This is a genomic window from Methylobacillus sp. MM3, from assembly GCF_001645185.1.
GTDB lineage: Bacteria > Pseudomonadota > Gammaproteobacteria > Burkholderiales > Methylophilaceae > MM2.
In genome coordinates this window covers 203,372-220,454 of the sequence record NZ_LXTQ01000030.1, presented here as the reverse complement: position 1 = coordinate 220,454, position 17,083 = coordinate 203,372, and the positions used below count along the sequence as shown (strand labels likewise).

The following is a 17,083-nucleotide window of genomic DNA, read 5'->3' as shown; positions in this document are numbered from 1 at the left end:
TCTCCGTGCTCTCCGTGGTTCAAGATTTTAGTGACGGAAGTGTCGCACGCCCGTCAGTACCATCGCCAGTCCATGCTCGTCAGCTGCTGCAATGACTTCCTCGTCACGCACGCTGCCGCCCGGCTGGATCACGCATACCGCGCCGGCTTCGGCCAGAACGTCCACGCCATCACGGAACGGGAAGAACGCATCGGATGCGACTGCCGATTCCTTGAGCGACAGTCCGGCATTCGTGGCCTTGATCGCGGCGATGCGGGTGCTGTCCACCCGGCTCATCTGGCCGGCGCCGACACCTAGCGTCATGCCGTTGCCGCAGAAGACAATCGCGTTGGACTTGACGAACTTGGCCACTCGCCAGGCAAACAGCAGGTCTTGCAGTTGCTGCGGGGTAGGTTGCTTTCTGGTGACCACCTTGAGCTGTTCCGGGCCGACATTCAGCGCATCCGGCGTCTGCAGCAGCAGGCCGCCGCCGACACGCTTGTATTCGAGGGCGTTATTGCCGTTGCCGAGGGGCACCGCCAGCACGCGCAGGTTGGTCTTGGCGGCTAGCGCGGTTTTGGCTTCAGCGGTGAAGGACGGGGCGATCAGCACTTCGACGAAGTGCTTGCGCTCGTTCATCGCGTTGACCACGTCGATGCCGACTTCGCCGTTGAAGGCGATGATGCCGCCGAAGGCGGAGGTCGAGTCAGTCTTGAAGGCCTTCTCGTAGGCGCCGAGCAGGTTGGCATCAATCGCCACGCCGCACGGATTGGCGTGCTTGACGATCACGCAGGCCGGTACGTCGAAAGTCTTGACGCATTCCCATGCGGCATCGGCGTCGGCGATGTTGTTGTAGGAGAGTTCTTTGCCCTGCAATTGGGTGAAACTCGCCAGCGCGCCTTCCGGCACGGTGGCGTCGCGATAGAACGCGGCGTCCTGATGCGGATTTTCGCCGTAGCGCAGATCCAGCACCTTGCTGAATTGCGCGTTGAAACGCTCCGGGAAGGCGTTTTTTTCGCCCTTGGGGCCGAGGGCGGTCAGGTAATTGCTGATCGCGCCATCGTATTCGGCCGTATGCGAAAACGCCTTTTTGGCGAGTGCCAGGCGGGTTTCGGCGCCGACGGCGCCGCCGCTGGATTCGAGTTCGCGCGTCAGGCGGGTATAGTCCGCCGGGTCGGTGACGATGGCGACATGGCCGTAATTCTTGGCTGCTGCGCGCACCATGGTCGGACCGCCGATGTCGATGTTCTCGATGGCGTCTTCCAGCGTGCAATCCGGGTTGGCGATGGTCTCGCGGAACGGGTAGAGGTTGACGACTACCATGTCGATATTCGGAATATTCGCTTCCTTCATCGCAGCCACGTGCTCGGGCAAATCGCGGCGCCCGAGAATGCCGCCGTGCACCTTGGGATGCAGTGTCTTGACGCGGCCGTCCAGCATCTCCGGGAATCCGGTGTAATCGCTCACCTCGGTAACGGGGACGTTCTTTTCGCGGAACAGCTTGGCGGTACCGCCTGTGGAGAGGATTTCGACGCCGAGACGGTTGAGGGTCTGGGCAAACTCGACAATGCCTTGCTTGTCGGAAACGCTGATCAGTGCGCGCTTGATAATAGTCATGATTTCAAAGGAAAAAGAATAAACAGCGGATGAAGAGAAGAGGTGGAACTACTGAATGTCGTACTGCTTGAGCTTTTTCCGCAAGGTGTTGCGGTTGAGGCCGAGAATTTCCGCGGCCTTGCTCTGGTTGCCGCCGGCGTGGTTGAGCACGTATTCCAGCATCGGTTTCTCGACGCAGCCCAGCAGCATGTCGTATACGGCATGCGGCGGCTCGCCATCGAGATCCTTGAAGTAGGCTTCGAGCGCGCCGCGTACGCAGGCGGCCAGGTCGTTATCGACGATCATGCTGCAAGAGCCTCCGCTTCGTCGGATTCTTCTTCATAGCGCAAGCGCATATCCTGCGCGCGCAATTCGCCGAAGAAATCATTGACGGCCAGCATCTGATCTTTGACGGTCGGCAGCTGGTTCATCATGTGGCGGAAATTGGCCGAGCCGACCAGCCCCTTGGTATACCAGGAAATATGCTTGCGCGCGACGCGCACGCCGGTTTCTTCGCCGTAGAAAGCATAGAGGTCAAGCAAATGATCCAGCAGTACGTCGTGGATTTCGGCGACTTCCGGTTGCGGCAGATGCGTGCCGGTTTTCAGGAAATGTTCGATCTCGCGGAAAATCCAGGGACGGCCCTGTGCCGCGCGGCCGATCATCACGGCGTCGGCACCAGTCTGATCCAGCACCAGCTTGGCTTTCTCCGGAGTGGTGATGTCGCCGTTGGCGATAATGGGAATGCCGGCACGGGATTTTACCTCGGCGATCAGGTCGTATTGCGCGTTGCCGGTGTACATGCAGGCGCGAGTGCGACCGTGGATGGCGAGGGCCTGGATGCCGCTTTCCTCGGCGATGCGCGCGATCAGGGGTACGTTGCGGTTGGCCTTGTCCCAGCCCAGGCGCGTCTTCAGCGTGACCGGCACTTCCGGCACCGCCTTGACCACCGCTTCCAGGATTTGCGCCACCAGCGGCTCGTCGCGCAACAGCGCGGAACCGGCCAGCACGTTGCAGATCTTCTTGGCGGGGCAACCCATGTTGATGTCGATGATCTGGGCACCGTTGTCGACGTTATGACGCGCCGCTTCGGCCATCATCCTGGGGTCGGAGCCGGCGATCTGCACGGAAATCGGTTCGACTTCGCCTTCGTGATTCGCCCGGCGCAGCGTTTTCTCGCTGCCGTACAGCAGTGAATTGGAAGTCACCATCTCGCTTACTGCCATGCCTGCGCCCAGTCGTTTGCACAACTGGCGGAAAGGACGATCCGTCACGCCGGCCATCGGGGCGACGATCAGGTTGTTCTTGAGGCTGTATGGGCCGATTTGCATGAGGCTGTAAGACTTCCTGGCGCAAGCGAAAGGTGCTCATTTTATATGCAAACCACAGTCAGGAAAAGGCGAAATTTCCATGTTCCTGAGAGATTTGCGGTCCCATCCGTTCGGCACCTTTCCGACTCAAGGGCGACGGGCGGCTGGGATTTTGGCCCGATTTGCGGTAGGATTACGTGTTTAATTTTTGAGCACGTCTATACCATAATGAAACTAAACTCCACGGTCGCAGCTGTCACCGAGCGCATCATCGAGCGTAGTGCCGACACCCGCAAGGCTTATCTGGCGCAAATCGATGCGCTGGCGCAGCGCAAGCCCGGTGTCGAGCGCATGGGTTGTGCCAATGTGGCGCACTCTTTCGCCGCGATGCCTTCCGACGACAAGTTCAAGGTAGTCATGGAGCGCGCGCCCAATGTGGGCATCGTCACCGCCTACAACGACATGCTTTCGGCCCATGCGCCGTACCAGCATTTCCCCGACGTCATCAAGACCGAGGCGCGCAAGCACGGCGCGACCGCGCAGGTCGCCGGCGGCGTGCCGGCCATGTGTGACGGAATCACTCAAGGCATGCCGGGCATGGAACTCTCCCTGTTCAGCCGCGACGTGATCGCGATGTCCACCGCGGTATCTCTGAGCCACGACGTGTTTGACGCCGCGCTGATGCTGGGCGTATGTGACAAGATTGTTCCCGGTCTCTTGATCGGCGCGCTGCATTTCGGTCATCTGCCGACCGTGTTCGTGCCGGCCGGCCCGATGACCACCGGCCTCGCCAACAGCGAAAAATCCCATATGCGCGTGCTCGCCGCCGAAGGCAAGGTTGGCCGCAAGGAGCTGCTGGAAACCGAATCCAAGGCTTATCACGGCCAGGGCACCTGTACTTTCTACGGCACCGCTAACAGCAACCAGATGTTGCTGGAAGCGATGGGCTTGCACGTTCCGGGTTCCGCCTTCATCAACCCGGGCAACAGCTTCCGCGAAGAACTCACCCGCGAAGCGTTGCGTACCGTGCTGGGCATTACCAAGGGGCAGGCATTCACGCCAATCGGCCGTTTGGTCGACGAGCGTTGCATCGTCAATGCCATGGTTGCGCTGCTGGCAACAGGCGGCTCCACCAACCATCTGATCCACTGGGTTGCCGTTGCGCGTGCTGCAGGCATTTCGATCAACTGGGACGATTTCTGCTCGCTGTCCGACGTGGTGCCGCTGGTGGCGCGCGTCTATCCGAACGGCGAAGCCGATGTGAACGCTTTCCAGGAGGCGGGCGGCCCCGGTTATGTGATCCGCGAAATGCTGGACAACGGCCTGATGCACGAAGATGTGCTGACCGTGCGTCCCAACGGCATGCGCGAGTTCACCGGTATCCCGGCGATGGAAAACAACAAGCTGGTGTGGAATGTGGCCGGCCCGACTCCGGATGATTCCGTGGTGCGCCCCGCGACCGCGCCATTCAGCCAGAACGGCGGCATCAAGGTAATGCGCGGCAACCTCGGCCGCAGCGTGATCAAGATTTCCGCGGTGCCGACCGACCTGCACATCATCGAGGCCCCGGCCAAGGTGTTCGATTCCCAGGAGGCGCTGCTGGCCGCGTTTGCCGCCGGCGAACTCGATCACGACGTGATCTGCGTGGTGCGCTGGCAAGGCCCGCATGCCAACGGCATGCCAGAACTGCACAAGCTGACACCGCCGCTCAAGGCGCTGCAAAGCAAGGGCTTTGACGTAGCACTGGTGACCGACGGCCGCATGAGCGGCGCTTCGGGCAAGATCCCGGCTGCGATCCATGTGTCTCCGGAAGCAGCTGCCGGCGGCCCGCTGGCCAAGGTGCGTGACGGCGACCTGATCCGTCTCGACGCGATCAACGGCGAGTTGAACGTATTGATCGATGCGACCGAATGGGCCGCGCGCGAACCGGCACGCATGCCGCAGGCGCAACGCTCTGCAAACTCCATGGGCATCGGCCGCGAGCTGTTCTCCGGCCTGCGCCATAACGTAACTTCCGCTGAAGAAGGAGCCTGTACTTGGCTGTAAACAATGAAAAACTGACCGCATTGCAGGTCATGCTGGACGCATCGGTGATCCCGGTAATCGTGCTGAACGACGTCGCGCACGCGGTACCGATGGCGAAAGCCCTGGTGGCCGGCGGCATCCGCATGCTGGAAATCACATTGCGCACTTCGGTTGCACTGGACTGCATGCGCGCGATTGCCGCAGAAGTACCGGAAGCCGTGATCGGTGCCGGTACCATCCGCAGCGCCGCCGATGCCAAGGCAGCTCTTGCCGCCGGCGCGCGTTTCGGCGTGAGCCCCGGTTACACCACTACCGTCGGCAAGACTTGCCAGGATATCGGCCTGCCGCTGTTGCCGGGCGTTGCTACCGGCAGCGAAATCATGATCGCGCAGGAGGACGGCTTCACCGAGCTGAAATTCTTCCCAGCAATGCAAGCGGGAGGTCCCAACCTGCTGAAGGCTTGGGCCGGCCCGTTCACCGACATCAAGTTCTGCCCGACCGGCGGTGTCTCCCTGGAAAATGCCCCGACGCTGCTGGCACTGCCCAATGTGGTCGTGGTCGGCGGTTCCTGGCTGACACCGGCTGACGTAATGGCGCGTGGCGAATGGTCCAGAATCACCGAGATGGCGAGCGAAGCCTGCAAGCTGGCACGTTGATCTGAAACGGCGCTCGGGCGCTTTTACCCGAGCCAGTTAAGCGCTCAAGCCTGTCGGAGCTTCGCTCCGGCAGGTTTTTCTTTTTGGCAGGGCTGTGCTCATGCAAGAGTTGAAATATCTGGCAGGATACTCCGAAGCTACCCTGCAGCAGGTGAGGCAGCTGGTCGCGCAAAACCGGTTGGCGGAAGCGTTGTCGCGCCGGTATTCGGGATCGCACGGCGTCAAGACCGACAAGGCGCTCTATGGCTATGTGACGGAGCTCAAGAACGAATATCTGCGCAACGCCGAGCCGATCAGCAAAGTTCTGTTCGACAACAAGATACAGATCGTCCAGCATGCGCTGGGTTTGCACACTTCAATATCCAGAGTGCAAGGCAGCCGCCTCAAATCCAAGCATGAAATCCGCGTGGCACCCTTGTTCAAGGAGGTTCCGCCGCCATTCCTGAAAATGATCGTGGTGCACGAGCTTGCGCATTTGAAGGTCAAGGACCATGACAAGTCGTTTTACAAGCTATGCCTGGCGATGGAGCCCGATTATCACCAGATCGAGTTCGATCTCAGGCTTTACCTCACTTACCTGGACCTGTTCAAGACGCCATTGTGGCAGGATTGAGCCGGGCTTTTACCCATTCGACCGGAGTTGCAGTGACCAATAACGATGTTTTGCGCAGCCTGCGCTATGCCATGGACCTGGGCGATCCCGCTCTCGTTGATATATTCGAGCTTGCCGGGCTTGAGGTTACACGCGCCGATATCGCGTGTTTTCTCAAAAGGGAAGACGAGGAGGGCTATCTCGAGTGCAGCGATGCCGCGATGGCACATTTCCTCGAGGGGCTGATTGTCCACCAACGTGGAAAAAACGAGCAGGCGCCCGAAGCATCATTTACTGGACGGCTAAACAATAACGATATCCTCAAGAAGCTCCGCGTGGCCTTCATTTTGAAGGAGGACGACATGCTTGCCATTCTTGAACTGGCAGGTTTCCCTCTATCAAGGCCGGAACTGAGCGCATTGTTCCGGAAAAAGGGACACAAGAATTACCGCGAATGCGGCGACCAGATACTCCGGAATTTCCTGAAAGGGTTGACCTTCAAGCTGCGCGGTCGCTGATAACTTTTTCAGGAGAATGCGGCAATCACCTGTCCAGCGTGTGTATCTCGATCTGTGGGACCAGATGTTCGATATCCTCCGCTGAAAACAGCTCCGTGCCCGGATGCTGGACAGTGCCGGTACCGCAGGCGACACCTTGCCGCAAGGCCTCATGCGCGGGTGCATTTCTGGCAAACGCGGCGGTCAGACCCGCCACCATCGCATCGCCGGCGCCGACGGTCGCACTGACCACGACATCGGGAACCGAGGCAAGGTAGGTATTATCCGGCCCCACCAGCAAGGCATCGTCCGGTCCCATGGAAACGCAGACATAATCCACGCCTGATTGCTGAATGCGGCGCGCTGCAGCGGCGACTGCATCGATGCCGGTCAAAGGCTTGTTGAGCAGCGATTCGAGTTCGAACAGATTGGGCTTGATCAAGAAGGGCTTCCCTTCAATTGCGTGACGCAACAGCTTGACCGGGGCATCCACGATCGCCGTTCCTCCTTGCTGCCGGACCCGCGCGGCAAGCTCCGCGTAAAGTTCGACCGAGACATTCGGCTGGATGGAGCCGGTAATGACGGCCATACCCTGACCTGTGGCCTGCACGAAGTTTTCTATCAAATGCTCCAGATGTTCAGGCGAAAGCACGGGGCCGATACCGCTGACTTCATATTGCGTATCGCTCTCGCGCTCGAGGACGGTGCCGTTGATGCGCGTCTCGCCATCCACTTCCTCATAAAAGACCTTGTGCAATTGCCGGGCCAGCATGCGCTTGAGAAACTCGCCCATTTCTCCGCCGATAACGCAGAACGTTTCGGCGGGCGTATGCAGCCGCCTTAACGCCCGGCCAACGTTGATGCCATTGCCTCCCGGATCGTAACGGGTGCTCGTGGCGTAGGTTTTCTGGTTGGCGATGAGATGAGGAAGTTCGTAGGTGACATCTACGGCAGGGTTAAGACAAAGTACGGAAATTGGCAAGAGCGTTTCGTTTTCAGCATTGGCCGTACCCATGTTCCCCTCGACATTTTTATATTCTGGATAGAGAGCTGCTGTTTTTATTGCCTACGCTTGTGGCGGGCATGTGTTTTGAAATGCAAATATACACATTCCGGACGCGGAAAACCAATCAGTAAAAAAATCTTGATGGACGATAAGGCAGTTTATTTCTCTCCGTAGCGTCCGAGCAAGGCTGGCGCCTGATCGGCAGGAAGGGAGGCAACGACAGTTACGCGCTCGCCGAAATCCTTGTCCAGAATTTCACCGTGCAGTTTTGTCAGCTCGCGAGTAAAACCATCCAGTTTGGCGTAGTCCAGCACCACGCGAATCTGGCGCATTTCGACAAATGCCCCCAGTTTTGCCGCGTCGATGGCGAGTTTGGCCGTGCCGCCGTAGGCGCGGGCAAGGCCGCCGGTGCCGAGATTGATGCCGCCGTAATAGCGCACCACAGCTACGCAGGCATTGATCAGATCGTGCCCTTCCAAGTATTGCATGATGGGCTTCCCCGCAGTGCCGGATGGCTCGCCGGCATCATGAAAGCGCTGCAGGATGCCTTCATCGCTGCGGATTTTGTAGGCGAAGGCGAGGTGATGCGCGTGGGAGTGCTGGGTGGCGAGGCGGCGCAGCATCAGCATCACCGCGCGTTCGTCGGCGCAATATTCGGCGGCGGCGATGAAGCGGGATTTATTGATGGTCTGGTCGGCCTGGCCGGGCTGGAGTATGCGTTGCAAATGAAGAAACCGTTTTGAAAATCGCGAGCGCTACCGGGGCGAGCAGCCTGTAGCGAAAGTATCGCAGTCTACCGGAACTATGCCGCGATTTCGACTGTGCGCCACAGGCATGGCGATTGCCGAAAAGGCTCTGATGTTCCGCTATATGTAAGCGCGTCGTTCTGCTCGTCTACTTCGTCGCCTTGCCAGCTGTCATGGCTTCCGGCACCTCCACAAGCTTTCCGGTTTTCACATCATAGATATAGCCATAGATCGGAATGTCATTCGGTACCAGCGGATGGTTGCGGATACGCATGACGTCCTCCACCACACTTCGGGAATTATCGGAAAATGTCAGCCAGTTGATGTAGCCGCCCTCTGGGGAACCAGGGCCTTCGCCCGGATTGTGCCAGCCGCTGTGGCCCAGCGTTGCCGCCTTTAAACTGTTCGCCAGCAGATCGCGCATGATGTCGTTGGTGAATAATTCCATTCCGCAATTCGTGTGGTGGATCACAAACCATTCTCGCGTGCCCAGCAGTTTGTAAGAAATGACCAGCGAGCGTATCGCATCGTCGCTCGCCCGGCCGCCAGCGTTGCGGATCACGTGGGCGTCGCCTTCGGCGAGGCCAGCGTATTTGGCCGGGTCGAGACGGGCGTCCATGCAGGTAAGGATTGCGAAACGGCGGGCCGGTGGCAGCGGCAGATTTCCCTTGTCGCCGAAATCTGCAGCGTATTCGGTGTTTGCTGCCAATACTTCATTCTGAATGTTGCTCATGGGACTCACCTCCTTTGCACCTTGTGAAGGCAGGTTTTTGCGGTGGGGTCGCGCGGCATATCGGTATGACACGCCTGCCGCAATGAGTTAGACCGCTGATTTGGGAATGATTGGCGAGCGTTGTGATTTATCTGTGCCCAGTACGAACCATGTCAAAAACGCTTAACGTCTGAATTAAGGGGCGCCGTTAGGCGTCCCGCTTGAATGATGAGTTAGGCTGGCACACTCTTGCTCAGTATCTGCGGAGAGGTAATTTACCAAGCCTGACTGATTTAATTTTCGCCCGGCTTCCAAATCTGCCTCAAGCTGTTTCTTTTCCGTCGCGTACTGTCGCAAACATTCATCAAGGAGTTCTTTTTCTTTTGGCGATAAATCAGCAGCCTTCAGGCTCGACTCAATATCCGTGATGGTTTTATTGATTACTTCAATACGTGCACGAATTGGATATGTACCAGCTTCATAGGACTGAAAGCCTTCAGCATATGCGCCTAGAGATGAAATAAAACACAAGCACCCAAGTGAGCAAGCTGCAATTGAATTCACGTTTATAAGCCTAACGTTTGACATAAGGGGCGCGCTTAAGCGCGTCCCGCTTGATGGATGGGTTAGGTTGCACGCTAGTTCTCCCCAAACTCCTCGAACCGCTCACGCTCCAGAACGAACACGAGCGGCGCAATAAGGACAGCGAATGGAATCGCAATGGAGCCGAAGGTGTCGAACAGGTTTATTCCTTCGCGGATCACGTAGACGGCTCCTAAGAAGAATGTGATAGCGCAGGCCCCGAACCAGACTTTCAGTAGAGGATACTCCGCTAAGATTTCCGCCAGACGGGAGCGGCCTGCCGCCTCCGATTCCGAACCAATGTTTGCTGTAGCCCTTCCCCATGCGGCGAATGGCACCAAGAGCCAGCCGATCCAGTGAAATGTCGTGGCAAGGAGAAGCAACGCACAGCCTGCAATCCAACTCCAGATGAGTCGACGCTGTCTGAGGGTCATGAGCTCTGCAACCTAACGCCTGAATTAAGCCGAGCCGCGAAGCGGCTTCGGCTTGAATGAATTGTTATGCCTCATCCGGGAACAGTGACTCATACGTTGGATCTGCATGCTCCCACTGCGCATCCTGTTGGACGAGGTACGAGCACACCTGTTGCAACTCTATGCCAGGCGGAATGTTGACCGACATGTACCCGGGATTGGCGCCCTCGTAGCTGCAGCCGAGCGCGACTAGACCTTGGAGCACCTGATCCGAGGTATTGCCAGGAGAAACGGGCGGGTCAAGGATGATCCGGACTGTGCGATTGCCGGACTTTGCGACAACGGACTGGAACGTGGGCAAGCCCTCTTGTGCGTCGACAGGCGCAAAGACAGTGTCCTGCCACGAGACGCCGTACGCATAAAAAGGCGAGTTGTCCAATTTGTATCGCTCGTCCCCAAGCGGGATGGTCCAAAGCATCTCGACTGTTGCGCTACCCTCATCGTCCGGGACGCGAAACAAGACTTTGGCTATCGGGTCATTGCTCATGAGGCATAACGTTTGAGGTAAGGGGCTGGCCGCCCGGAGTGGTAGCCGGAGCCTGTCAGGATCAAATTGCCGACAACCGCAAAGAAGCAGTATTTCGGCCAGTCCCGCTTGACCGAGGGGTTAGGCGGTAGTACGGAATAAAGAGTTGCCATATTTCGCCCCTAGAAATGAAAACAAAATTTGTGGGCCAACAACTATAAAGGCCGTGACAATAAAAAAGGCCAAGTATTCGCCCCAACTAGTACGGCCAAGCGTAGCTGCAATTGCCGCCCCCAAAAGCGAAACGAGGGAAATAACTGGCCCCCAGAGTGCACAACGTGTAGGCGACATATTAATGGCTCGCAAACGCCAACCAACAAAAAATGGCAGCACAGCCAAGGATACAAAAAGAAATGCGTAATGCATCCATAACACCCGTGTCGGCAGCACAAACCAATTTAATGCTACAAGAGCAGCCTCAATGATTAGGGCTGGCCAAAGTAGACGAAAAACTACCATAAGCATGATGGGCAATTCCGCCTAACGTAAAGTAGACCCCAATAAAATACTTAAAATTTTATCAGGACAGGTGGATAAAAATTTCAATTTTATTGAATCCAGTTTATTAGCAATAAGTTAACAATTTTATTCGCGACATTTTCCGTGACTGGCGGCAGTTTTAGCACGTCACCCTTTAGTTAAGCGTTTGAAGGCTCAAAAGCTATTGTTTTGTACTTCACAACCGTAGTCGAACAGGGGTCTTCCGTTTAATGCGCACTTTCCCAGTTCGGCCCTACGCCGGTTTCCACTTCCAATGGCACGTCCAGCCTTGCCACCCCGCCCATCAATCGCGGCAATTCCATTTTGATTAGCTCCAGTTCCGACTCAGGGACTTCCAGTACCAATTCGTCGTGTACCTGCATCACCATCCTGGTACCGATCTTCTGATCCAGCAGCCATTTCTCGACAGCGATCATCGCCAGCTTGATGAGGTCGGCGGCCGTTCCCTGCATCGGGGCGTTGATCGCGGCGCGTTCGGCGCCTTGGCGGCGCATGCCGTTGGGGCTGTTGATTTCGGGCACCCATAGCCGGCGGCCGAAGATGGTTTCGACGTAGCCTTGCTGGCGGGCGAGCATGCGGGTCTCGTCCATGTAGCGGCGCACGCCGGGGTAGCGGGCGAAATAGCGTTCGATGTAGCTCTGCGCGGCGGAACGCTCGATGTTGAGATTGCTGGCGAGGCCGAAGGCGGACATGCCGTAGATTAGGCCGAAATTGATGACCTTGGCGTAGCGGCGCTGCTCGCTGCTGACTTCTTCGCGCGTGCAGCCGAAGATTTCGGATGCAGTTGCGCGGTGAATATCTTCGCCGGCGGCGAAGGCCTTGAGCAAGCCTTCATCCTGTGACAAATGCGCCATGATGCGCAGCTCGACCTGCGAGTAGTCGGCAGAGACGATCACATGGCCGGGCGGGGCAATGAACGCTTCGCGAATGCGGCGACCTTCGGCCGTGCGGACCGGAATATTCTGAAGGTTGGGATCATTGCTTGCCAGGCGGCCGGTGATCGCAACAGCCTGGCTGTAGTTGGTGTGCACGCGACCGGTGACGGGGTTGACCATCTTGGGCAGCTTGTCGGTATAGGTCGATTTCAGCTTGGACAGGCCGCGGTATTCCAGCAGCACCTTGGGCAATGGATGATCCAGCGCCAGTTCCTGCAGCACGTCTTCGTCGGTCGAAGGCGTACCGCTCGGGGTTTTCTTGAGCGGCTTGATGCCGAGCTTGCCGAACAGGATTTCCTGCAGTTGCTTGGGCGAGCCGAGGTTGAACGGCTGCCCGGCGAGCGCGTGCGCCTGCTGTTCCAGCGTGATCAGCTTATGGCCGAGTTCGTGGCTTTGCGCTTGCAGCATCTTCCCATCGATGAGTACGCCGGTGCGCTCCATGCGGAACAGGATTTCCATCACCGGCATTTCGATCTCGCGATAGACGAACTCCAGCTTCTTGTCGCACTGCAGTTGCGGGAACAGCGTCTGGTGCAGTTGCAGCGTAATGTCCGCATCCTCGGCCGCATATTCCGACGCCTGTTCCAGCGCGACCTGATTGAAGCCGACCTGCTTGGCGCCCTTGCCGGCGACCTCTTCGAAGGTGATCGTGCGCACGCCGAGATGGCGCAGCGCGAGGTCGTCCATATTGCGCTGGCGATGGCTTTCCAGCACGTAGCTTTGCAGCAGCGTGTCGTGGGCGATGCCGTTGAGTGCTATGCCGTGGTTGGCGAGTACATGCTTGTCGTATTTGAGGTTCTGCCCGACCTTGAGCACGGCCGGGCTTTCCAGCAGCGGTTTCACGCGCGCCAAGGTGGCGTCGAATGGCAGTTGCTGCGGTACGCCGGCATAGTCGTGCGTCAGCGGCAAATATGCGGCTTCCCCGCCGTCAGTGGCGAAGGACATCCCGACGATGCGTGCGGCAAGCGGGTCGAGGCTAGTGGTTTCCGTGTCGAAGCAGACCAGTGCGGCATTCGCGATCTTGTTGAGCCAGCGCTGCAAGGCTTCTTCGGTCAGGATGGTTTCGTAATTGCGGGTCTTGACCACGCTGCCCAGTTCCAGCCCCATCTGCAGCGCGGACGGGTGTGGCTGGCCGGGTTCGGGCGGCGGCGGGGCGTCGCCGGCGGTGAGTTCGCGTAGCCAGGACTTGAATTCGAGTCGTTCATACAGTTCGGCGAGCTTGCTCTTGTTCTGCTCCCGGTGCGTCAGATCATGCAGCCCCATCGGCAATTGCACATCGCACTTGATAGTGATCAGTTGACGAGCGGTTGGAAGCCAGGGCAAAGCCTTGCGCAGGTTTTCGCCGACCACGCCGGTAATTTCGTTGGCATGTTCGACCAGGTTATCCAGCGTGCCATATTGGGTCAGCCATTTTACGGCGGTCTTGGGGCCGACTTTTTCCACGCCGGGCACGTTGTCTACCGCATCGCCGACCAGTGTCAGGTAATCGACGATCAATGACGGGGGCAAGCCGAACTTTCGTTCCACGCCGGCTTCATCGAGGATCTCGTTGGTCATGGTGTTGACCAGGGTGACATTCGGATTCACCAGTTGCGCGATGTCCTTGTCGCCAGTGGAAATAACAGTGCGCATGCCCGCGGCTTCGGCCTGTTTCGCCAGTGCGCCGATGACGTCGTCGGCTTCCATGTTATCCACCATCAGGATAGGCCAGCCCATGCCCTCGATGGCTTCATGCAATGCCGCGATCTGGCAGGACAGGTCATCAGGCATCGGTGGGCGATGCGCCTTGTATTCGGCATAAATGTCGTCCCGGAAGGTTTTCCCCTTGGCATCGAAGACGCAGGCGCTATAATCGGCTGGGTAATCCTTATGCAGGCGGCGCAGCATGTTGAGCACGCCGTAGATGGCCCCCGTGGGTTCGTGGTGCCGGTTGCGCAGGTCGGGCAAGGCATGGAATGCACGATAAAGGTAAGACGATCCGTCTACCAACAATAAAGTTTTCATTAAGCGGGAGTTCCGAATGTCAGTCGCAGATAAGCTTCCCAAGGTCACCGACGTCGAGGTGCTCAATCGCGAGCATCCGGCGCGCGAGTCCTGGCGCGTGTTCGAGATTATGGCAGAATTCGTCGAGGCCACGGAACGCTTGAAGGAAATCAGCCCGGCGGTGTCCGTTTTTGGCAGCGCACGTACGCCTTCCGACCATCCCTATTACCAGCTGACCGAGGAAATCTCGCGTCAATTGTCCAACGCCGGCTTCAGTGTGATTTCCGGCGGCGGCCCCGGCATCATGGAGGCCGCCAACAAGGGCGCCTACTACGGCAAGTCGCCCAGCGTCGGGCTCAATATCCAGCTGCCGCACGAGCAAAACGCGAACGCCTATCAGGATATCAGCCAGACCTTCCAGCATTTTTTCGCGCGCAAGGTGATGTTCGTCAAGTTTGCAGTGGCGTATGTGGTGATGCCGGGCGGTTTCGGCACAATGGATGAACTCATGGAAGCGCTGACGCTGGTGCAGACCGGCAAGACGCGTCGCATCCCCATCATCCTTGTATGCGAGCCGTTCTGGCGAGGCATGCTCGACTGGTTCCGCAATGTAATGGTGCCGGAAGGCATGATCAGCCCCGAAGACATGGACCTGATGCAGGTGATCGACGATCCCAAGCAGGTGGTCGAGGCAATCTTCAAGTATTACGAATCGCGCGGTTTCGAACCGTCGCCGGTGGAGCGCGAGATTCAGCTGAATCTTTGAGTGTGGCGGCTGTCCCAAAAAGGGCCGGATTGTTTTCCGCAGCCCCCGACGTTCTGCTAGAATTCGACGCGAAAACACCGAAGAACGAGAGGTCATCATGTCTTGCCTGCGTAGTCTGATCTTACTGGCTTTTTGCGCCCCGCTGGTGGCTCTTGCGGCAGACAATCCGCCGCAGCTGGAGCCCTTGCCCGAGCCGCCTCCGCCTCCGCCAGGCTACGAGCCGGACCCCGCTTCCGAACCGCAGGTGACCATCATCAAGCGCGGCGAGGAAACCATCGAGGAATACCGGATGGGCGGCGAGTTGTACATGATGAAAGTGACCCCTTCGCACGGTGTGCCGTACTACCTTCTCAAGGAGACTGCCGATGGTGGATGGGTACGCAAGGATGGCCCTTCCGAATCGCTCTCTATCCCGCAGTGGGTGATTTTCCGCTTTTAATCAATTCGAAGAGGGCCGTTAGGCCCTCTGTCACGTTATGTCCGTATATACCTCCGTCTCTTCCGAGCAGCTGACAGCCTGGCTGCAGCACTATTCTCTTGGCAAGCTGCTCGATCTCAAGGGGATCGCGTCCGGCATTACCAACACCAATTACTTCGTGACCACCGAGTCGGGCCGCTACGTGTTGACGCTGTTCGAGCGGAATTCCGCCGATGAGCTGCCGTATTTTCTCGATTTGATGGCACACCTCGCGGATCATGGCATTCCTTGTCCGCATCCTGTCGCCAATGACGCAGGCCAGTATCTGGGCGAATTGCATGGCAAGCCGGCCGCGCTGGTAAGCTGCCTGCGCGGAAGTTCGCTGGAAACGCCGGAGGTCGGGCATTGCGCCGCAATGGGTCGCGTGTTGGCGCGGATGCATCTGGCAGGGCAGTCGTTCGATGCCACGATGGAGAATCCGCGCGGACCGCATTGGTGGAAAGTCACCGCCGAATTCGTGTTGCCATTCATGGATGCGGCCGACCAGGCCATGCTGAAAGACGAAATCGCGCACCAGGTCGAGTTCCGCTCTTGTGATTTGCCGCGCGGCGTAATCCACGGCGACATGTTTCGCGATAATGTGCTGTTCGACGGCACGGAGCTGACCGGTCTCATCGATTTCTACTACGCCTGCAATGACGTACTGGCATACGATCTGGCGATTACCGTCAATGATTGGTGCGTGGATGAGGCGGGGGCTCTGGATGAAAAACGCCTGCGCGCCATGCTCGCGGCGTACCATGCGGAGCGTCCGCTCACTTCAGCGGAGCACGAGGCCTGGCCGACATTGCTGCGCGCCGCGGCATTGCGCTTCTGGCTGTCGCGGCTCTATGATCTGCACCATCCGCGTGAAGGTGAAATCACGCATGCCAAGGATCCGGGGCATTTCCGGCGCATTCTCGCCGATCGCATTCGCCAGCGGGAAGCGCTGCGAGCCATTTGGGTCTAATTAAAAGGGGTTGGGGTCATGGAAGCACGTCAAGTCAAAGCGGGCAATGCCTGGAACTGGATAGTCGGCGGTTTCGGGTTGTTCAGGCAGAATCCGGTAATCTGGATCGCGCTGTTTTTCATTTATCTTCTCGTCGCGATGGGGTTGTCCATCGTTCCGCTGGTCGGCCCGATTGTGCTCAACCTGCTGGCGCCGGTATTCATGGCCGGTTTCATGCTCGGCTGCCGGGCGCTGGAAATGGATGAGGAACTGGAGATCAATCACCTGTTCGCGGGCTTCAAAACCAACACTGCGCAACTGGTGACGGTAGGCGGCATTTATCTGGTGGGCGCCATCGTGATTGTCGGCATCGTCTTTATCTTTTTTGGTGCTGATACCATGAGCGGCCTGTTTTCAGGCCATATGGCCGAAGGTCGCCCGCCGGTCGATGCGGAAGCGGGCGCTACTCCGGCGCTGGCGCTGCTGATCATCCTTGGCGCGATGCTGCCACTTATCATGGCGTACTGGTTTGCACCGGCACTTGTGCTGTTTCATGACATGAAAGCCGTCGATGCGATGAAGCTGAGTTTCTTCGCTTGCCTGCGCAATATCATGCCGTTCCTGGTTTACGGGGTGATTTCTGCCGTACTGCTGGTGCTGGCGATGATTCCGCTGGGGCTCGGCTTGTTGATCATGATTCCGACCATGACCGCTTCGCTTTATGTGAGCTACAAGGATATTTTCAATATCGATACGCTGGGTGTGGATGAGGTGCTGACGGAGAATTAAGCT

Annotated in this window: 19 protein-coding genes; 8 read left to right on the top strand and 11 right to left on the bottom strand. The window is 58.0% G+C overall.

The window, feature by feature from the left end; translation table 11 throughout:
- Nucleotides 1-27: 27 nt before the first annotated feature.
- The 3 genes from purH to dusB are packed head-to-tail and all read right to left on the bottom strand — an operon-like array spanning nt 28 to nt 2,906.
- A complete protein-coding gene (gene purH, locus A7976_RS09920) occupies nt 28-1,596 on the bottom strand; it encodes a bifunctional phosphoribosylaminoimidazolecarboxamide formyltransferase/IMP cyclohydrolase (protein ID WP_088178416.1) in 1,569 nt (522 codons plus the stop codon).
- Between the two features lie 48 nt (nt 1,597-1,644).
- On the bottom strand, nt 1,645-1,881 hold the full coding sequence (locus A7976_RS09915; RefSeq protein WP_067110896.1) for a helix-turn-helix domain-containing protein: 237 nt from the start codon (nt 1,879-1,881) through the stop codon (nt 1,645-1,647).
- Nucleotides 1,878-2,906, bottom strand: coding sequence for a tRNA dihydrouridine synthase DusB (gene dusB / locus A7976_RS09910; RefSeq protein ID WP_067110893.1), 1,029 nt, complete (start codon nt 2,904-2,906; stop codon nt 1,878-1,880). The genes A7976_RS09915 and dusB overlap by 4 nt, the downstream gene beginning before the upstream one ends.
- A gap of 207 nt (nt 2,907-3,113) precedes the next feature.
- Between dusB and edd the strand changes: the two genes are divergently transcribed.
- The 4 genes from edd (at nt 3,114) to A7976_RS09890 (ending at nt 6,676) form a co-directional block, all read left to right on the top strand.
- On the top strand, nt 3,114-4,931 hold the full coding sequence (edd, locus tag A7976_RS09905) for a phosphogluconate dehydratase (protein WP_067110890.1): 1,818 nt from the start codon (nt 3,114-3,116) through the stop codon (nt 4,929-4,931).
- An 11-nt stretch (nt 4,932-4,942) separates the two neighbouring features.
- Entirely contained in the window at nt 4,943-5,566 is a 624-nt protein-coding gene (gene eda / locus A7976_RS09900) for a bifunctional 4-hydroxy-2-oxoglutarate aldolase/2-dehydro-3-deoxy-phosphogluconate aldolase (protein WP_371440613.1), read from the top strand.
- A gap of 100 nt (nt 5,567-5,666) precedes the next feature.
- Nucleotides 5,667-6,179, top strand: coding sequence for a M48 family metallopeptidase (locus A7976_RS09895; protein WP_067110884.1), 513 nt, complete (start codon nt 5,667-5,669; stop codon nt 6,177-6,179).
- Entirely contained in the window at nt 6,167-6,676 is a 510-nt protein-coding gene (locus tag A7976_RS09890) for a DUF1456 family protein (RefSeq protein ID WP_240483848.1), read from the top strand. Before A7976_RS09895 ends, A7976_RS09890 begins: the two co-directional genes overlap by 13 nt.
- A gap of 25 nt (nt 6,677-6,701) precedes the next feature.
- Here A7976_RS09890 and A7976_RS09885 read toward each other — a convergent pair whose 3' ends face one another.
- The 8 genes from A7976_RS09885 to polA form a co-directional block, all read right to left on the bottom strand.
- The gene (locus tag A7976_RS09885) at nt 6,702-7,670 is read right to left on the bottom strand and encodes a 1-phosphofructokinase family hexose kinase (protein WP_067110878.1); all 969 of its coding nucleotides are present in this window, start codon (nt 7,668-7,670) and stop codon (nt 6,702-6,704) included.
- Nucleotides 7,671-7,819: 149 nt separating this feature from the next.
- Nucleotides 7,820-8,386, bottom strand: coding sequence for a YigZ family protein (locus A7976_RS09880; RefSeq protein ID WP_067110875.1), 567 nt, complete (start codon nt 8,384-8,386; stop codon nt 7,820-7,822).
- Nucleotides 8,387-8,555: 169 nt separating this feature from the next.
- The gene (locus A7976_RS09875) at nt 8,556-9,140 is read right to left on the bottom strand and encodes a carbonic anhydrase (RefSeq protein WP_067110872.1); all 585 of its coding nucleotides are present in this window, start codon (nt 9,138-9,140) and stop codon (nt 8,556-8,558) included.
- A gap of 174 nt (nt 9,141-9,314) precedes the next feature.
- Complete coding sequence (locus tag A7976_RS15070; RefSeq protein WP_131801015.1) at nt 9,315-9,683, bottom strand: hypothetical protein; 369 nt, start codon at nt 9,681-9,683, stop codon at nt 9,315-9,317.
- A gap of 74 nt (nt 9,684-9,757) precedes the next feature.
- A complete protein-coding gene (locus A7976_RS09870) occupies nt 9,758-10,135 on the bottom strand; it encodes a hypothetical protein (protein ID WP_067110870.1) in 378 nt (125 codons plus the stop codon).
- A gap of 64 nt (nt 10,136-10,199) precedes the next feature.
- Nucleotides 10,200-10,661 (bottom strand): DUF4265 domain-containing protein, encoded by a 462-nt coding sequence (locus A7976_RS09865; RefSeq protein WP_067110868.1) that lies wholly within the window; start codon nt 10,659-10,661, stop codon nt 10,200-10,202.
- Between the two features lie 120 nt (nt 10,662-10,781).
- Nucleotides 10,782-11,165 carry a hypothetical protein gene (locus tag A7976_RS15065; RefSeq protein WP_131801014.1) on the bottom strand — a complete coding sequence of 128 codons (384 nt, stop codon included), beginning with the start codon at nt 11,163-11,165 and terminating at the stop codon, nt 10,782-10,784.
- A 242-nt stretch (nt 11,166-11,407) separates the two neighbouring features.
- A complete protein-coding gene (gene polA, locus A7976_RS09860) occupies nt 11,408-14,140 on the bottom strand; it encodes a DNA polymerase I (RefSeq protein WP_067110865.1) in 2,733 nt (910 codons plus the stop codon).
- A gap of 16 nt (nt 14,141-14,156) precedes the next feature.
- On the opposite strand from polA, the gene A7976_RS09855 reads away from it, so the two are divergent.
- The 4 genes from A7976_RS09855 (at nt 14,157) to A7976_RS09840 (ending at nt 17,080) form a co-directional block, all read left to right on the top strand.
- Nucleotides 14,157-14,885: a TIGR00730 family Rossman fold protein gene (locus tag A7976_RS09855; protein ID WP_067110862.1), complete on the top strand. Its 729-nt coding sequence runs from the start codon at nt 14,157-14,159 to the stop codon at nt 14,883-14,885.
- 97 nt (nt 14,886-14,982) lie between these two features.
- The gene (locus A7976_RS09850; RefSeq protein ID WP_067110859.1) at nt 14,983-15,324 is read left to right on the top strand and encodes a DUF2782 domain-containing protein; all 342 of its coding nucleotides are present in this window, start codon (nt 14,983-14,985) and stop codon (nt 15,322-15,324) included.
- Between the two features lie 37 nt (nt 15,325-15,361).
- Nucleotides 15,362-16,312 (top strand): homoserine kinase, encoded by a 951-nt coding sequence (locus A7976_RS09845; RefSeq protein WP_067110856.1) that lies wholly within the window; start codon nt 15,362-15,364, stop codon nt 16,310-16,312.
- Nucleotides 16,313-16,330: 18 nt separating this feature from the next.
- Entirely contained in the window at nt 16,331-17,080 is a 750-nt protein-coding gene (locus tag A7976_RS09840; protein ID WP_067110851.1) for a BPSS1780 family membrane protein, read from the top strand.
- Nucleotides 17,081-17,083: the final 3 nt, after the last annotated feature.